Here is a 15,358-nt window from a genome sequence, read left to right on the forward strand (position 1 = left end):
AAGATTTACTGCTTTTTTTGTTGTCCGGCTCCGCTCCCGGCCATTTTGCCCCCTGCCGGTTGTAGTAGTAAGCGAGGAGGGAATTTTTCTGCCCTGGTGTTTGGCATTTGGAGCATTTACCCGTAGTAGAGGGCAAAGAGAAAGGATTTCTCCAACACCGGGTAGAAACCACTGCGTCCGGTGTCATTTTAGCGAAAGCGGGCAGGAATGCCCTTTACAGGATTAGTAGTAGCAGAAAAAGAGAAACAAACTTTTGTGGTTGCAGTTTTCCAAAAAAGTGGCGGACGGAAGTGAGAGAAAGTTTGCAGTCACGGAGAGCAAGTTTCTACCACGGTGCCAAAATCCGCAATTCTGCAGTTTTGCCCCTCGCGGGAAACTTGTTGGGGAGTGCCTTCCCCAAACCCTGCTCATGCGCCCTTACGGGCGAGAAAGGAGGTCACACCATGCGAAAGAAATACAACACGCCCCACCGCAGCCGCGTTGTGAAAACCCGGCTGTCCGAAGATGAGTATGCCGACTTCACAGCGCGGCTTGCGCCCTATGGTATCAGCCAGTCCGAATTTCTCCGGCAGGCGATACGGCGGGCGACCATACGCCCGGTTGTCCATGTGTCGTCGGTCAATGACGAGTTGCTTTCCGCTGTCGGGAAGCTGACAGCCGAGTACGGCAGGATCGGCGGCAACCTCAATCAGATTGCCCGGTATCTGAACGAATACGGCGTACCCTACAACACCCTTTCCGGCGAGGTACGCGCCGCCATATCCGACCTTGCCGTCCTCAAGTATGAAGTCCTCAAGAAAGTAGGTGACGCGGTTGGCAACACTCAAGCATATCAACTCTAAAAACGCCGACTACGGAGCCGCCGAGCAATATCTTCTCTTTGAGCATGACGAGTTTACCATGAAGCCCGTCCTTGATGAAACCGGCAGGCTTATCCCCCGCGAGGACTACCGGCTGTCCACGCTGAACTGCGACGGGGAGGATTTTGCCGTTGCGTGTATGCGGGCCAATCTCCGCTATCAGAAAAACCAGCGGCGGGAAGATGTGAAAAGCCACCACTACATCATCAGCTTTGACCCGCGGGACGGGCCGGACAACGGCCTGACCGTAGACCGGGCGCAGGCGTTGGGGGAACAATTCTGTAAAGAGCATTTTCCCGGCCACCAGGCCCTTGTCTGCACCCACCCGGACGGGCATAACCACAGCGGCAACATTCATGTGCATATCGTCATAAACAGCCTGCGGATTGAGGAAGTGCCGTTCCTGCCCTACATGGACAGGCCGGCCGATACGAAAGTCGGCTGCAAGCACCGATGTACCGACGCTGCCCTGCGCTACTTCAAATCCGAAGTCATGGAGATGTGCCACCGGGAGGGGCTTTATCAAATCGACCTCTTGAACGGCAGCAAGAACCGCGTCACCGACCGGGAGTATTGGGCGCAGAAAAAGGGACAGGCCGCGCTGGACAAGCAGAACGCCCCCATGATTGCCGATAGTATCACGCCCCGGCAGACCAAGTTTGAAACGAACAAGGAGAAGCTGCGGCAGACCCTACGGAAAGCCCTTGCCACCGCCGCCAGCTTTGACGAGTTTTCCTCTCTGTTGCTGCAGGAGGGTGTGACCGTCAAGGAGAGCCGGGGGCGGCTTTCCTACCTCACGCCGGACAGGACAAAGCCAATTACCGCCCGGAAGCTGGGCGACGATTTTGACCGCGCCGCTGTCTTTGCCGTTTTAGAGCAAAACGCCGCCAGAGCAGCCGAAGCGCCAGCCAGATCCCCCGATCCCCCACGCACCATAAAAGACCGCTTGCAGGTTGCCAGAGCCGAGATAGCCGCCCCGAAACAGGACGGAGTGCAGCGGCTTGTGGACATTGAGCAGAAAATGGCCGAGGGCAAAGGCCGGGGCTATGAACGCTGGGCGAAGATACACAATCTGAAGCAGGCCGCCAAAACGCTGTCCGTCTACCAGCAATACGGCTTTACTTCCCCGGAGCAGTTAGAAGCCGCCGTTGACACCGCCTATCAGAAAATGCGCCAGACCAGCGGCGAACTGAAAGCACTGGAAACGAAGCTGCAAGGGAAAAAGAAGTTGCAGCGGCAGGTGTTGGCCTACGCCCAGACCAAGGCCGCCCGCGACGGGCTGCGGGCACAGAAATCCGAGAAAGCCCGCGCCGCATACCGGCAGGCCCATGAGAGCGATTTTATCATAGCCGACGCAGCAGCCCGGTATTTCAAGGCGCATGGCATTACCAAGCTGCCCGCCCGGAAAGCGTTGCAGGCCGAGATCGAGCAGCTTATCTCCGAGAAAGACGGCCTGTATAACACCTATCACGAACAGAAACAGCGGTTCAAGGAGTTGCAGACCGTCAAGCGGAACATCGACCAGATTTTGCGCCGGGACGAGCCGCACCGCAGAAAGGAGCAGAGCCATGAGCGATAACCTGCCCCACATGGACTACCGCCAGCACCGGCGGGCGCGGCGGCTGGTACATGAGTGCTGTAACTACGATGAGGGGAACTGCCTGCTATTGGACGACGGGGAGCCTTGCGTGTGCGTCCAGAGCATTTCCTTTTCCCTCATGTGCCACTGGTTCCGTGTGGCTGTCCTGCCCCTTGACGGGGAGCTGGCCGCAGCCCTCTTGTGCCGGGGAAGCCGGAAACGGTGTGCCGTCTGCGGGGCGGCCTTTGTCCCCAAATCCAACCGGGGAAAATACTGCCCCGACTGCGCCGGGCGCATGAAGAAAATCAAAGCCGCCGAGAGAAAGCGGAAACAAAGGCAGAGATGTCACGCTTTAGAGCCTTTCAAACCCGCATAAATCAAGGCTTTTTTCGTGGGTGTCAAAGGGTACGCGATACATTTATCCTTTTCCCCCGGAAACGGCGTTTTAATGCGTGACAATACGCCAAAATCAACCCGAACACAGGGAGGTGATCCTATCGCTGATTATATCAGGGCAGACACGCGGCTGCCCGCCTATCTGCCGTATCCCCGTTTCCTGCTGAAAATGGAGATTTCACAGACCGCCAAGCTGCTGTATTCGCTGCTGTTAGACCGTTCCACCCTCTCCCAGAAAAACAAGTGGCTGGACGACGAGGGCAGGATTTATATTATCTATCCCATCGCGGAGATAGCAGAAATACTGGATAAAGGCAGCACCACCATCAAGGGGGCGCTTAATGAACTGGACACGGCGGGGCTGTTGGAACGGGAACGGGGCGGCTTCTCCGCACCGAACCGGCTTTATGTCAAAGTACCGCCAGTGCCACAGGTACAGTTTTCAGACCAACTGATGGCCGGAAGTCCGCCCCTCATAGAGCCGGAAAACCGTCCTACTGATGGTCAGAAAACCGACCTTATGATGGTCGGAAAACCGTCCCCTAACCAAACTACTATAAACAACCTTACAGAGAGCCAAACAAAGGGAGTGAGTGGGGGGCCGTCCGCGCCCTATGGCCGATATGGAAATATTTTTCTGTCACAGACCGAATACGACGAGTTGCAGGCAGAGTACCCTGACAGGCTGGAACGGTTCATCGAGGAAATGAGCCGCTACCTTGCCGCCAACGGGAAAAGCTACCAGAACTATGCCGCCGCCCTGCGGATATGGGCGGGGAACGACAAAAAGGAAGCCCCTAAAAAGGGCATACCAGACTACTCATGCAAGGAGGGCGAGAGTTTATGAAGAATGAAATCAACGCGGTTTTGGAGAATATGACGACCACCATCCCGGAGCCGGAGGACTACACCGGCGAGGACGGTTTACTGTACTGCGGCAAGTGCCGCAAGCCGAAAGAAGCCTATTTTGCGCCGGATAAGGCCGCTATCTTCGGGCGCGACCGCCACCCGGCAGAGTGCGACTGCCAGAGAACCGCCCGCGAGGAACGGGAAGCCGCCGAAAAGCGGCGCAGACACCTTGACACCGTGGAAGAACTGAAACGCCGGGGCTTTACCGACCCCACCATGCGGGACTGGACTTTCGAGAACGACAACGGCAGGAACCCGCAGACCGGGCTTGCCCGCCGGTATGTGGAGCATTGGGAAGATATGCGGACAGACAATATCGGCTGCCTGTTCTGGGGCGGCGTAGGCACCGGCAAAAGCTACCTTGCAGGCTGTATCGCAAACGCCCTCATGGAGAAAGAAATCCCCGTCCGCATGACGAACTTTGCTCTTATCCTCAATGACCTTGCCGCCAGCTTTGAGGGGCGCAACGAGTACATTTCCCGCCTTTGTCGTTATCCGCTGCTGATCCTTGACGACTTCGGCATGGAACGCGGGACGGAATACGGGCTGGAACAGGTGTTCAATGTGATTGACAGCCGTTACCGCAGCGGCAAGCCGCTGATCGTCACGACCAACCTTACGCTGGACGACCTGCACAACCCGGAGGACACCGCCCATTCCCGGATTTATGACCGCCTGCTTTCCATGTGCGTCCCGGTACGCTTTACCGGCGACAACTTCCGGCAGGAAACCGCCAAGCGGAAAATGGAGAGCATGAAGAAACTGATTACCGACTGAAAGGAGTATTGCCTATGGCAGATAACAAGCAGCACGACACCCGCACCACCCGCCGCCCTGACTGTGTGACGGAAATCCGCATGGGCAATTCCGTCCTTGTCGTGTCCGGCTATTTCAAGAAAGACACCACAACCACAGCCGCCGACAAAATGGCGCGGGTACTGGAAGCGGAAGCCGCTGCTACACAGGAGCCGACTTATCCGGCGTGAACCGGGGCATGGAAAAGCGGCCATGCCAGGGAGCATGACCGCTGGAACGAAAATCGGAAGTGCTTTAGCAATTCTTAATCTCATTCTCTATAAAATAATTTGCAATTTCAAAGGCTTTTATTCTTCTCTTTGCCAATGTGATTTGTGATTTATAACGCTCGGAATTATCCTTTGATTCAAATGTTTTTACTGTTTCTCTTAGCTTGTGCAGAGTTGAATCAATTTGCCTTTTGGCCGCGGTTAATTCATCTATTGTATACTTCATGTTTTCTCCTTTAACTTCTGATTTTTTTGTTAAATCAGAGTATACCACGGAGTTATGAACTTTTCTACTGCAAATATGGGACGACAACCCATACCATAAAAATCGGAAAATTGAAAAGCTGTAAAGAAGCAAATTTAACGCTTTTGCCGCTGTACAGCCCCCGCCGTTCCGTGGTACAATGAAACCACGGAATAGTGGGGCTGGCTGTCGGAAACGGAGGATTTTATGTTAAGACAAGCCACCCAAAACCTCATTACCGCCCTTTATCCGAGATTGTCCCACGAGGATGAATTGCAAGGCGAGAGTAATTCCATATCGAACCAAAAAAGGATACTCGAAACCTACGCAAAACAGAACGGCTTTACCAATCTGCGCTGGTACACCGACGACGGTTTTTCCGGCGCGAACTTCCAGCGGCCCGGATTTCAAGCCATGCTTGCGGACATTGAAGCCGGGAAAGTGGGTACGGTCATCGTCAAGGACATGAGCCGGTTAGGGCGAAACTACTTGCAGGTAGGGTTTTACACGGAAATGCTGTTCCCTCAAAAGGGTGTGCGTTTTATCGCTGTCAACGATAATGTGGACAGTGCCAGCGAGGGCATGGACAACGATTTTACCCCGCTGCGAAATCTGTTCAATGAATGGCTGGTGAGAGATACGAGCAAGAAAATCAAGGCAGTGAAAAAGTCAAAAGGCATGAGCGGCAAGCCTGTTACCAGCAAGCCGGTTTACGGCTATGTGATGGACGAGGACGAGAATTTTATTATAGACGAGGAAGCCGCCCCGGTGGTGCAGCAGATTTACCAGCTTTGCCTTGCCGGGAACGGCCCGACCAAGATTGCCCGTATGCTGACGGAGCAGCAAATCCCCACGCCGGGGACGCTGGAATATCAGCGGACAGGCAGCACCCGCCGTTATCACCCAGGCTATGAGTGCAAATGGGCGACCAACACCGTCGTTCATATCCTCGAAAACCGAGAGTACACCGGATGTCTGGTGAACTTCAAAACGGAAAAGCCTTCTTATAAGGTCAAGCACAGCATAGAGAACCCCGTCGAGAAGCAGGCCATTTTCGAGAACCACCATGAGCCGATCATCGACAAGGAAACATGGGAACGGGTGCAGGAGTTACGCAAACAGCGCAAACGCCCGAACCGCTACGATGAAGTGGGGCTGTTCTCCGGGATTTTGTTCTGCGCCGACTGCGGCCATGTGCTGTATCAGCAGCGGTATCAGAACAAAGACCGCAAACAGGACTGCTACATCTGCGGCAGCTACAAGAAGCGCACCCGCAACTGTACGGCGCACTTTATCCGCACCGATCTGTTGACCGCTGGTGTCCTGGCAAATCTCCGGCAAGTGACCGAATACGCAGCCAAGCATGAGAGCCGGTTTGTGAAACTACTTGTCCAGCAGAACGAGATCGGCGGCAAGCGAAAGACCGCCGCAGCCATCAAGCAGCTTGAACAGGCGCAGGAACGCATTTCTGAAATCAGCCGCATTATCAAGCGGCTGTATGAGGACAATGTAAACGGCAAAATCAGCGATGAGCGTTTCATGGAACTGTCGGCTGACTACGAAGCCGAGCAAGCGGAGCTGAAAAAGAGAGCCGCCGCCCTGCAAGCCGAACTGGACAAGTCACAGGCAGCTACCGTCAACGCCGAGAAATTTATGGGCATTGTCCGCAAGCACCTTGCCTTTGAAGAACTGACCCCCACTCTCTTGCGGGAAATGATCGAGAAAATTGTGGTGCATGAGTGCAGCTATGATGAGAACGGCACCCGCAGGCAGGACATTGAGATTTATTACAGCTTTGTCGGCAAGATTGACTTGCCCGAATAACCGCCCGACCTATCCGACACAATGGCCAAGTGTCGGATAGGAACGGCAAAATTTTTTGCACTTCTATTGCTTCTTTATCACACATAAGCAAAATCACAAGGGGTCAAGCAGCTCATGGCGGGTGGCGGTATTGTAATTGTGGCACAGACGGTAATTCCGCAGCTTACAAGCCTGTTTTCCTAAGTCATGGGAGCGATTCTCGACAAGATAACTGAATTTATAAAGGAAATACTGCAAGGGTGGGTCATGGACAACCTTACTACGATGTTTACAGATGTGAATGATAAGGTCGGAACAATCGCAGGGGAAGTCGGCAGGACACCCAGTTCATGGAACAGCGGAGTGTTTTCTATGATAGAGAACCTTTCGGAAAATGTGATGATACCCATAGCGGGCATGATCATCAGTGCGATACTCTGCTATGAGCTGATTACAATGGTCATGGATAAGAACAATATGCATGAAGTAGGAAGCGAGTTCTTTTTCCGTTACCTTATCAAAGCCTGTATCGCTGTGCTGCTTCTCAGCTACACCTTTGACATCACAATGGCGATTTTTGATGTGGGAAACCATATCGTGACCAGAGCAGGCGGTATTGTTTCGGGTTCCACTACCATTGATGTGACGGATACCCTAAAAACCATGTTTGACAGTCAGATTGATACAATGGGCATCGGCGAGCTGATCGGGCTTGGTATCGAAACTATGATTGTCAGCTTATGTATGAAAATCATCTCCCTGCTTATTACCGTCATGCTTTTCGGGAGAATGATTGAAATCTACCTTTATATTTCAGTAGCTCCGGTTCCCTTTGCCACATTCAGTAACCGGGAATGGGGCGGTATCGGCAACAATTATATCAAGGGACTGTGTTCACTGGCGTTTCAGGGATTTTTCATTATGGTATGCGTGGCAATCTATGCGGTGCTGGTATCCGGCATTGCGGTTGCGGACAATCTGCACACAGCACTGTGGTCGGTGGCAGCTTATACCGTTGTTCTGTGTTTCAGCCTGTTCAAGACAGGTTCCCTTGCGAAATCAATCTGGAATGCTCATTAGAACACATTTCAAAGAAAGGAGGGAACAGCCGGGGCTTGCAGTATCAGCTCCGGCTGTGATGTTATGGCAATATCCGTAGCAGTGCCAAAGAATTTAAGCGGCATAAAGACAAAAGTAGCGTTAAATCTGACGAAACGCCAGCTTATTTGCTTCAGCGGTGCAGGTGCGGTAGGGATTCCCTTTTACATTTTTACAAAAGGGTTTATCGGCACACAGGCATCGGCACTTTTGATGGTAGCGGTCATGCTGCCTTTTTTCTTTCTGGCAATGTATGAGAAGGACGGATTTCCGGCAGAGAAGATTCTGTATTTTATGATAAGGCAGAAATTCCTCACACCGGGGATTCGTCCCTACAAATCAGAAAATATTTACAGAAGATTAGAAGAAACAGAGCGTATAAAAGAGGAGGTGCGTAAACTTGAAGAAAAAGCAGGCGGCAGAAAAGCCGGACAGACATAAGAAAAAAGGAAAAACGAAGCCGGGGCTGACCTTTGTGGAGCGGAGAAGGCTTGCGGAGTTAAAACACATGCTTGCCGGAACGAATAAAAACGCAGAAAAGCCCACCACAGCACAGAAGACCATTACCTTTCAGAAGATGTACCGGGACGGTATCTGTCAGGTCACTTCTGGCTTTTATACGAAAATGGTGGAGTTTTACGATATAAATTATGACCTGCTGGAAATCGAGGATAAGGGGGAAATACTGGAGGAATACAGCAGGCTTATCAATTATTTTGACCCGTCTATTAAATTTGAGCTGTTCCTGTTCAACCGACAGGTTAACGAGCAGACCTTAATTGACCAGTTTGACATTCCATTGCAGGCAGATGATTTTGATGATATTCGTGAGGAATACACGCAGATGTTAAAGAAACAGGCTGCAAAGGGAAATAACGGTATTATCAAATCAAAGTATCTGATTTTTGGAATTGAGAGTAAAGGCTTTAAGGAGGCAAGGGCAAAACTTGTCAGCATTGAAGCAGATGTGATTAAAAATTTGACTAATCTGGGCACACACGCTAAGAGCCTTGACGGAAAGGAACGTCTGCGTATCCTGCATGAGTATTTTAACCAGGATACTATGGAGCCTTTCCGTTTTTCTTTTAAGGAACTGGCGGAGTCGGGAAAAAGTGTGAAAGATTACATCGCTCCGCCGGGATTTGATTTTCGCTATCCGAGTCGTTTTAAGGCGGGAAAAATGTATGGCAGTGTGCATTATCTGGATATTATTGCCCCGAAGTTTGATGATGAGTTGTTGAAAAAGCTTCTTGATCTGGATGCGAACCTGACTATTACCATGCATATGCAGACAATGGATCCGGTCAAGGCGATTAAGATGCTAAAAGGTGCTTTGACGAATATTCAGAAGATGAAGATTGAAGAGCAGAAAAAGGCGGTAAGGTCAGGTTATGACATGGACATTCTTCCAACGGACATTATCACTTATGAAAAAGATACCCTTGACCTTTTGGACGATTTAAACAGCAGCAATCAGAAAATGGTAAAGATGACATTTCTTCTGACCTGCTATGGCAGAAACAAGCGGGAACTGGAAAATATCACGCAGAGGGTATCCGGCATTATCCAACAGGCGAACTGCAACCTCAGATGTATGCAGTATTTACAGGAGCAGGGACTGATGGCATCGGCACCAATCGGGTGCAACGATACGGGAATTGAACGGGATTTGACAACAAAGAGTACCGCTATCTTAGTACCGTTCTGTACGCAGGAATTATTTATGCCAGCTCCGGCTATTTATTATGGTTTAAATGCCCTTTCCAACAACATGATTATGGCAGACCGGAAACGGCTTCGTACACCAAACGGTGTGATTCTTGGTACACCGGGAAGTGGTAAGTCTTTTAGTGCAAAGCGTGAGATTCTTTCCTGTTTCCTGATGACAAAGGACGATATTGTGGTCTGCGATCCGGAGGGCGAGTATTTTGCCCTTGTGGGAGCATTGCACGGACAGGTGGTAAGGCTGGCAACCAATTCCAAAGATTATTTAAATCCGATGGACATTCAGCTTTCCCATAAAGGGGATAAGGAAGCCTTAAAGCTGAAATCCGATTTTATCATTACTCTGTGTGACTTGATTGCCGGAGGAAAGAACGGTCTGGAAAATGATGAGAAAGGTATCATTGACGAATGTATCCGTCATATTTACGATGCTTATTTTGAAAATCCCGTACCGGAGAATATGCCTATCCTTGAGGATTTGTATAATGCCCTGTTAGAGCATAAGAACAAAAAGGCAGAACGGATTGCAAACTCCCTTGTGCTATATGTGCATGGTTCGCAGAATTATTTTAACCACAGGACGAATGTAGACAGTCAGAACCGTATCATGTGCTTTGACATCAGGGACTTGGGAAACCAGTTGAAAGAGCTTGGAATGTTAATCGTACAGGATGCGGTCTGGAACAGGGTATCGCAGAACCGGGAGCGTAAGATTGCCACCCGCTATTATTGTGATGAGTTCCACCTTTTGCTGAAGGAGAAGCAGACCGCTATCTATTCGGTGGAAATCTGGAAGCGTTTCCGTAAGTGGGGCGGTATTCCTACGGGGCTGACGCAGAACGTAGGCGATTTTTTGAAGTCGGAGGAAATCGAGGGAATCCTCGGCAATTCCGATTTTGTATATCTCCTGAATCAAAATGCAAAGGATCAGGCAATCCTTGCAGATAAGCTGGGATTGTCAGAAAAACAGCTTGCCCATGTAACCAATTCCGAGCCGGGGTGCGGACTGATTCTGTTTGACAACGTGGTTATTCCGTTCGTAGATAAATATCCGGTAGATACCAAGACCTTTGCGGTTATGAATACCAAACCAGAGGAAAGTGTAAGGCAGGAGGTAAATGAGTAGTGGCGGAGAAAAAGAAACAGAAACCGGCTGCATTTGCACAGGAGAAAAAAACCTTTACCGGAGAAATTCCAAAGAAAGCAAACGAGGGTAAAGGTAAAAAATCCGCAGCATATCAGCCGAGAGATGCAGATACCACTTCTGGACACGATGTCCAGAGGTCGAAAAATACAAAGAAGTATCAGAAAGCAGATGCTTCTGGACAGAATGTCCAAAAGTCCGAGGGAGCAGAAGCCGGAGAGAAGTCTAAAAGCGATTTTATGCAGCCGGACAGCACTTTTACGGAGGAAGCCGGAGAGGAGCAGGGTAGAAAAATTGCCAGCGATGACTACCGCCACAGGGACACCTATCATTCGTCACAGAAAAAGGGCAGGTATCAAAGGCGGGAGATAAAGAGCCGGGAGCGAGTAAAGCAATTTGATTTTGAACAGGATTTCCAGACAAAGGACACTACCTTTACCGAAGAGGCAGAACCGGAATTTCATGGAAGCAAAAAGTTAGACCGACTGCAAAAGAAAGCGGAGAAAGCCAGAAAAAAGACGGAAGCTGCAAGAAAGAAGATTCCAAAGAAAACGGAGTATTCTCTGGAGCGTGTTTTTGATGAAAAGACGGGCAGAACAAAGTATGTATTGACTTCTGTAAAAAAAGAGAAACCATTCAAACCGGACAGTCCGGTAAAAAGAGCGGCTGGCAGGGTGGGAATGGAATCTTCTAATTTTGCCCATAGTAAGGTTGCCGAAGTGGAGAAAGAAAATTCCGGTGTGGAGGCTGCCCACAAGACAGAGCAGAGCGGGGAAGATGTTTACCGCTTTTTCAAAGGGCATTACAAAGGGAAAACGGAAAGACGGAGAGCGAAAGCTGCAAAGCTGGAGAAAAAGCAGATGCAGAAAGAGGTCAATTTCCGTTATCAGAAGTTCTTGGAAGAAAATCCGGAAATGCAGGAAAAGACCATTCAGAAGCAGTTGCAGAAAAGACTGCAAAAGCAGCGTATCAAACGGGAATATGCAAAAGCAAGACGGGCGGGACAGACAGCGAAAGCCGCAAAGGAAACAGCGGCGAAGTCCGGGAATCTTTTTACAGCGGCAGCCAGAAAGATACAGGAGATTGCATCAAAAAATGTTTCGCTTCTGCTTGCCATAGGAGCCTTTTCGGTGCTTCTTGTGATGATTATGACAGCAGTATCTTCCTGTGGGGCGATGTTTGCCGGAGGAATCAGTACCACGCTGGCAGGAAGTTATATGAGCGTTCCGGCAGAAATAGATGCGGCAGATTTAGCTTTTTCTGAACTGGAAAAAGAATTGCAGGCAGAGATTGATGCCATAGAAACCACTTATCCGGATTATGATGAGTACCGTTATAATCTGGCATCTATCGGGCATGACCCATTTGCACTGATCAGCTATCTGTCGGCAGTCCATACGGAATTTACTGCAAGTGAGGTACAGGCAGAAATAGAATATCTGTTTGATGAAATGTATGAGTTGACACTAAATCCTACAGAGGAAACGAGGACAAGGACGGTAACAAAAACAGGCACTCATACGGTAACAGACCCGGTTACGGGGGAAACAACAGAAGAGGAATACGAGTATGAAGTGGAAGAGGAATATACCGTAACCATTCTGGAAGTGACCCTGACAGCAAAAGATTTAAACGTAGTAGTTGCCGGACGCATGAATGAGGAGCAGAGAGAAATCTATGCTTTTTATAACCAGACCCACGGGCTGACACAGCAGTTTTATAAGCCCCTTGATTTATATTGGTACAACTATGTGAGCAGTTATTATGGCTGGCGTATCAATCCGGTCACAGGGCAGGAACAGTTACATCGGGGCGTAGATATTGCAGTACCTACCGGAACAACCGTATATGCGGCGATGGACGGGACAGTAACTACCGCAACTTATGACAGCTATTACGGAAATTATGTAGTGATTGAAGATGAAAAAGGCTACTGCACAAAATATGCCCACATGGATACCTTAAATGTCCGGGCAGGACAGAGCGTGACGCATGGAAATGTGATCGGAACAACAGGGAATACGGGAAGCAGTACCGGAAGTCATTTACATATCGAATGTCTGTATCAGGGGGAATATTATAACCCTCTTTTTTATTTTGAAGCAGGCACGGATACGCTGTATGGCGAAACGCCGGGCAGCGGAAGCGGCGGAGGAAATGTGATACCGCCGGATTCCTATGACGATGCAACCGTGCAGGCACTTATGGAAGAAGCGGCGAGATATTTAGACTATCCCTATGTATGGGGAGGCTCCAGTCCGTCCACCAGCTTTGACTGTTCCGGTTTTGTCTGCTGGGTATTTACAAACAGCGGTGTCCATAACCTGCCACGAACCACAGCACAGGGCATTTATAACCAGTGTACGCCTGTGTCGGCGGCAGATGCAAAGGCGGGGGATATTATCTTTTTTACAGGTACATACAATTCGGGCGTACCAGTCAGCCATGTGGGGATTTACTGCGGAAACGGGGTCATGATTCATTGCGGAGATCCAATCAGTTACGCTTCAATCAATTCGTCCTATTGGCAGAGCCATTTTTATGCGTTTGGAAGATTATCAGGAAATTAAAATAACAGGAAGTGAGGAACGATGACGAAAGAGAGAATTGTAAAGGAGCTTTCCAAAGTCCGGGAACAGCTTGCGGGATTGCAGGCGAGGGAGAGGGATTTGGCGGAACAGCTTCAGATGGCAGAGGATGCGGAGAAGATGAAATTCATTGAAAAGAATAAAATCTCTCTGGATCGGCTGATTCTGTTAAACAAGGTCAGCGAAGAAGAAATTATGCGTCTGCTGAAAGAAAAAGAGCAGAAAGAAGCAGCACAATCAGAAGAAAGGGAGGCTTACAGCCATGAAGAACAGGAAGTTATCATCTAAGGCAGTTATATCACTGATATTGTCCGCTGTGCTATTTACCATGCCTGCGGTAGCGTTTTCTGTAAATGGGAACTACGCAATCAGCGCTTTTGCCGAAGAAACAAAAGAAACCGAAGAATCCAAACCGGAGGAAAGTACGGAGCAGACACCCGGCGAAAGTGAAACTGATGTCAGTACGGAGGAAAATACAGAAAACAGTACCGAGGGAAGCACGGAAGAAACTACGGAGGGCAGCACGGAGGGAAGCACCGAAGGCGGCACCGAAGAGAATACAGAAGGCAGTACCGATGAAAGCACCGGGGATGGCACTGTATCGGGAAATGATAAACCGGAGCCGGTATGTAATTGCGAAGATCAATGCGGTGCGTATGAGTATGACAAAAACTGTCCCGTCTGCGTCACAGATTATAAGCTCTGTACCTATAAAAAACCGAATGTGAGTATCAAAATCAGACAGCCGGAGGAGTGGCATAATGACATTGTTTCCGTTTCTTTCAGTGTAAAAGATACCGCAGATACGGGGAATTTTGAAATCGCAAAGATAGAGGCAAAGGTAGGGCAGAATGGAAGCTGGACAGATGTGACGGAGGAAAAGAAATTAAGGATTTCCGAGAACTGTACCGTGTATGTGCTTGTCACAGACCAGAAAGGCAATACCTATGAGAAGAACCGTGCCATAAAGTGCTTTGATACCGTAAAGCCGACCTTAAATGCGGCAGTCAGTGACGGGCTTTTAAGCATACAGGTACATGATACGGATTCCGGTGCAAAGGCGGTATATGTCAATGGATATGAGTTTACAGATCTGACGGGCGGTACGTTAAATATCCGCCTCCAGCAGTTTGACGCAGGGTATGAGTATTTTACCATTTCTGCAATGGACAATGCCGGAAATATGTCTGAGGTTTATAAAACGAAAAATCCGTACTATAAAGACCCTGCCGATACCAGTGATGGGAATCCGGCGGAGCAGCTCCCGGAGAGTGCGACCCCGACGAAACCGGGGAGTGCTACGGGAACCGTGACGGAGCATACCAAAACAGACAGTAACGGAAATACCACATCACAGACAAGTCCTGCCGAACAGAAAAAGCAGGCAATGAAAGAAGCTGCGGAGGCAGAAAGCGGGAAAACAGAAAGTACGGAAAAATCCGGTCAGGGCAAGGAGTTTTATACTATTCAGACCGCCACGGAGAAAGTTTTCTATCTGATTATTGACCGGGACGGAGAGGAAGAAATGGTATATTTTTTGACTGAGGTTACGGAAAATGACCTGTTAAATGCAACTTCCGATAACAGTGAAACCTTGCCGAAAAATTCCGCTGCGTTGGAATCTGCAATTCCGAATGGGGAGAGTGCATTGCCAAACAACAACGGAGAGCAGGCAGATACAGAGGGAAAGGAAACGGAAACAGAAAAAGGTACGGAAGGTGCAGAGAGTACGGGAAATACAGAGGAAACCGAACCGGAGCCGGAAGTGAAAGAAGCACCGAATCCGATGATTTCGTATGTGCTGATTGGTAGTCTTGCCTTAATCGTTATCGGAGCTGCTTATTATTTTAAGGTTGTCCGCAAGAAAAAAGAGGACTTTATCGAGGACGAAGATGAAGATGAGGAAGATAACGAGGAGTATGAAAACGAAGATGAGGAATCGGAGGAAGATACGGAAGAAGATTTCTTTGACGAACAGGAGGAATAA

Annotated in this window: 14 protein-coding genes and 1 pseudogene; 14 read left to right on the forward strand and 1 reads right to left on the reverse strand. The window is 49.5% G+C overall.

The features are described 5' to 3' along the window. Positions 1 to 443 precede the first annotated feature (443 nt). The 6 genes from WMO62_RS07075 to WMO62_RS07100 all read left to right on the forward strand — a co-directional run bounded on the left by WMO62_RS07075 (position 444) and on the right by WMO62_RS07100 (position 4,730). Positions 444 to 842, forward strand: a complete 399-nt coding sequence (locus WMO62_RS07075; protein ID WP_002596229.1) for a plasmid mobilization protein — start codon at positions 444 to 446, stop codon at positions 840 to 842. Beyond that, positions 814 to 2,439, forward strand: a complete 1,626-nt coding sequence (locus WMO62_RS07080) for a relaxase/mobilization nuclease domain-containing protein (protein WP_002596230.1) — start codon at positions 814 to 816, stop codon at positions 2,437 to 2,439. Before WMO62_RS07075 ends, WMO62_RS07080 begins: the two co-directional genes overlap by 29 nt. Beyond that, the gene (locus WMO62_RS07085; protein ID WP_002596231.1) at positions 2,429 to 2,815 is read left to right on the forward strand and encodes a cysteine-rich VLP domain-containing protein; all 387 of its coding nucleotides are present in this window, start codon (positions 2,429 to 2,431) and stop codon (positions 2,813 to 2,815) included. The genes WMO62_RS07080 and WMO62_RS07085 overlap by 11 nt, the downstream gene beginning before the upstream one ends. Positions 2,816 to 2,947: 132 nt before the next feature. Further along, a complete protein-coding gene (locus tag WMO62_RS07090) occupies positions 2,948 to 3,682 on the forward strand; it encodes a replication initiator protein A (RefSeq protein WP_087325174.1) in 735 nt (244 codons plus the stop codon). Next, the gene (locus WMO62_RS07095; RefSeq protein WP_002596233.1) at positions 3,679 to 4,521 is read left to right on the forward strand and encodes an ATP-binding protein; all 843 of its coding nucleotides are present in this window, start codon (positions 3,679 to 3,681) and stop codon (positions 4,519 to 4,521) included. The genes WMO62_RS07090 and WMO62_RS07095 overlap by 4 nt, the downstream gene beginning before the upstream one ends. Before the next feature lie 14 nt (positions 4,522 to 4,535). Next, entirely contained in the window at positions 4,536 to 4,730 is a 195-nt protein-coding gene (locus tag WMO62_RS07100; RefSeq protein WP_002596234.1) for a transposon-encoded TnpW family protein, read from the forward strand. A 64-nt stretch (positions 4,731 to 4,794) separates the two neighbouring features. On the opposite strand, the gene WMO62_RS07105 is transcribed toward WMO62_RS07100, so the two are convergent. Beyond that, complete coding sequence (locus tag WMO62_RS07105; RefSeq protein ID WP_002596235.1) at positions 4,795 to 4,995, reverse strand: hypothetical protein; 201 nt, start codon at positions 4,993 to 4,995, stop codon at positions 4,795 to 4,797. 225 nt (positions 4,996 to 5,220) lie between these two features. Here WMO62_RS07105 and WMO62_RS07110 point away from each other — a divergent pair, with 225 nt between their 5' ends. The 8 genes and pseudogenes from WMO62_RS07110 (at position 5,221) to WMO62_RS07145 (ending at position 15,358) form a co-directional block, all read left to right on the forward strand. Continuing rightward, on the forward strand, positions 5,221 to 6,837 hold the full coding sequence (locus tag WMO62_RS07110) for a recombinase family protein (protein WP_002596236.1): 1,617 nt from the start codon (positions 5,221 to 5,223) through the stop codon (positions 6,835 to 6,837). A gap of 99 nt (positions 6,838 to 6,936) precedes the next feature. Further along, a pseudogene (locus tag WMO62_RS07115) lies at positions 6,937 to 7,020 on the forward strand (Maff2 family mobile element protein); the annotation flags it as partial. A 3-nt stretch (positions 7,021 to 7,023) separates the two neighbouring features. Beyond that, a complete protein-coding gene (locus WMO62_RS07120) occupies positions 7,024 to 7,896 on the forward strand; it encodes a VirB6/TrbL-like conjugal transfer protein, CD1112 family (protein ID WP_038259682.1) in 873 nt (290 codons plus the stop codon). A 63-nt stretch (positions 7,897 to 7,959) separates the two neighbouring features. After that, the gene (locus WMO62_RS07125; protein ID WP_002596354.1) at positions 7,960 to 8,355 is read left to right on the forward strand and encodes a PrgI family protein; all 396 of its coding nucleotides are present in this window, start codon (positions 7,960 to 7,962) and stop codon (positions 8,353 to 8,355) included. A 67-nt stretch (positions 8,356 to 8,422) separates the two neighbouring features. Then, positions 8,423 to 10,765, forward strand: coding sequence for a VirB4-like conjugal transfer ATPase, CD1110 family (locus WMO62_RS07130; protein ID WP_418536083.1), 2,343 nt, complete (start codon positions 8,423 to 8,425; stop codon positions 10,763 to 10,765). After that, a complete protein-coding gene (locus tag WMO62_RS07135; protein ID WP_002596356.1) occupies positions 10,765 to 13,353 on the forward strand; it encodes a CD1108 family mobile element protein in 2,589 nt (862 codons plus the stop codon). Before WMO62_RS07130 ends, WMO62_RS07135 begins: the two co-directional genes overlap by 1 nt. A gap of 21 nt (positions 13,354 to 13,374) precedes the next feature. Further along, positions 13,375 to 13,659, forward strand: coding sequence for a hypothetical protein (locus WMO62_RS07140; RefSeq protein WP_002596357.1), 285 nt, complete (start codon positions 13,375 to 13,377; stop codon positions 13,657 to 13,659). After that, on the forward strand, positions 13,634 to 15,358 hold the full coding sequence (locus WMO62_RS07145) for a CD1107 family mobile element protein (RefSeq protein ID WP_002596358.1): 1,725 nt from the start codon (positions 13,634 to 13,636) through the stop codon (positions 15,356 to 15,358). Before WMO62_RS07140 ends, WMO62_RS07145 begins: the two co-directional genes overlap by 26 nt.

It is taken from the genome of Hominiventricola aquisgranensis, from assembly GCF_040096225.1.
GTDB classification, from domain to species: Bacteria; Bacillota; Clostridia; order Lachnospirales; family Lachnospiraceae; genus Hominiventricola; species Hominiventricola aquisgranensis.

Excerpts from the sequence above, each read along its gene's own strand:
- WMO62_RS07075 (WP_002596229.1), top strand. The coding sequence starts at position 444 with ATGCGAAAGAAATACAACACGCCCCACCGCAGCCGCGTTGTGAAAACC.
- WMO62_RS07085 (WP_002596231.1), top strand. The coding sequence starts at position 2,429 with ATGAGCGATAACCTGCCCCACATGGACTACCGCCAGCACCGGCGGGCG.
- WMO62_RS07095 (WP_002596233.1), top strand. The coding sequence starts at position 3,679 with ATGAAGAATGAAATCAACGCGGTTTTGGAGAATATGACGACCACCATC.
- WMO62_RS07100 (WP_002596234.1), top strand. The coding sequence starts at position 4,536 with ATGGCAGATAACAAGCAGCACGACACCCGCACCACCCGCCGCCCTGAC.
- WMO62_RS07105 (WP_002596235.1), bottom strand. The coding sequence starts at position 4,995 with ATGAAGTATACAATAGATGAATTAACCGCGGCCAAAAGGCAAATTGAT.
- WMO62_RS07110 (WP_002596236.1), top strand. The coding sequence starts at position 5,221 with ATGTTAAGACAAGCCACCCAAAACCTCATTACCGCCCTTTATCCGAGA.
- WMO62_RS07120 (WP_038259682.1), top strand. The coding sequence starts at position 7,024 with ATGGGAGCGATTCTCGACAAGATAACTGAATTTATAAAGGAAATACTG.
- WMO62_RS07125 (WP_002596354.1), top strand. The coding sequence starts at position 7,960 with ATGGCAATATCCGTAGCAGTGCCAAAGAATTTAAGCGGCATAAAGACA.
- WMO62_RS07130 (WP_418536083.1), top strand. The coding sequence starts at position 8,423 with ATGCTTGCCGGAACGAATAAAAACGCAGAAAAGCCCACCACAGCACAG.
- WMO62_RS07140 (WP_002596357.1), top strand. The coding sequence starts at position 13,375 with ATGACGAAAGAGAGAATTGTAAAGGAGCTTTCCAAAGTCCGGGAACAG.
- WMO62_RS07145 (WP_002596358.1), top strand. The coding sequence starts at position 13,634 with ATGAAGAACAGGAAGTTATCATCTAAGGCAGTTATATCACTGATATTG.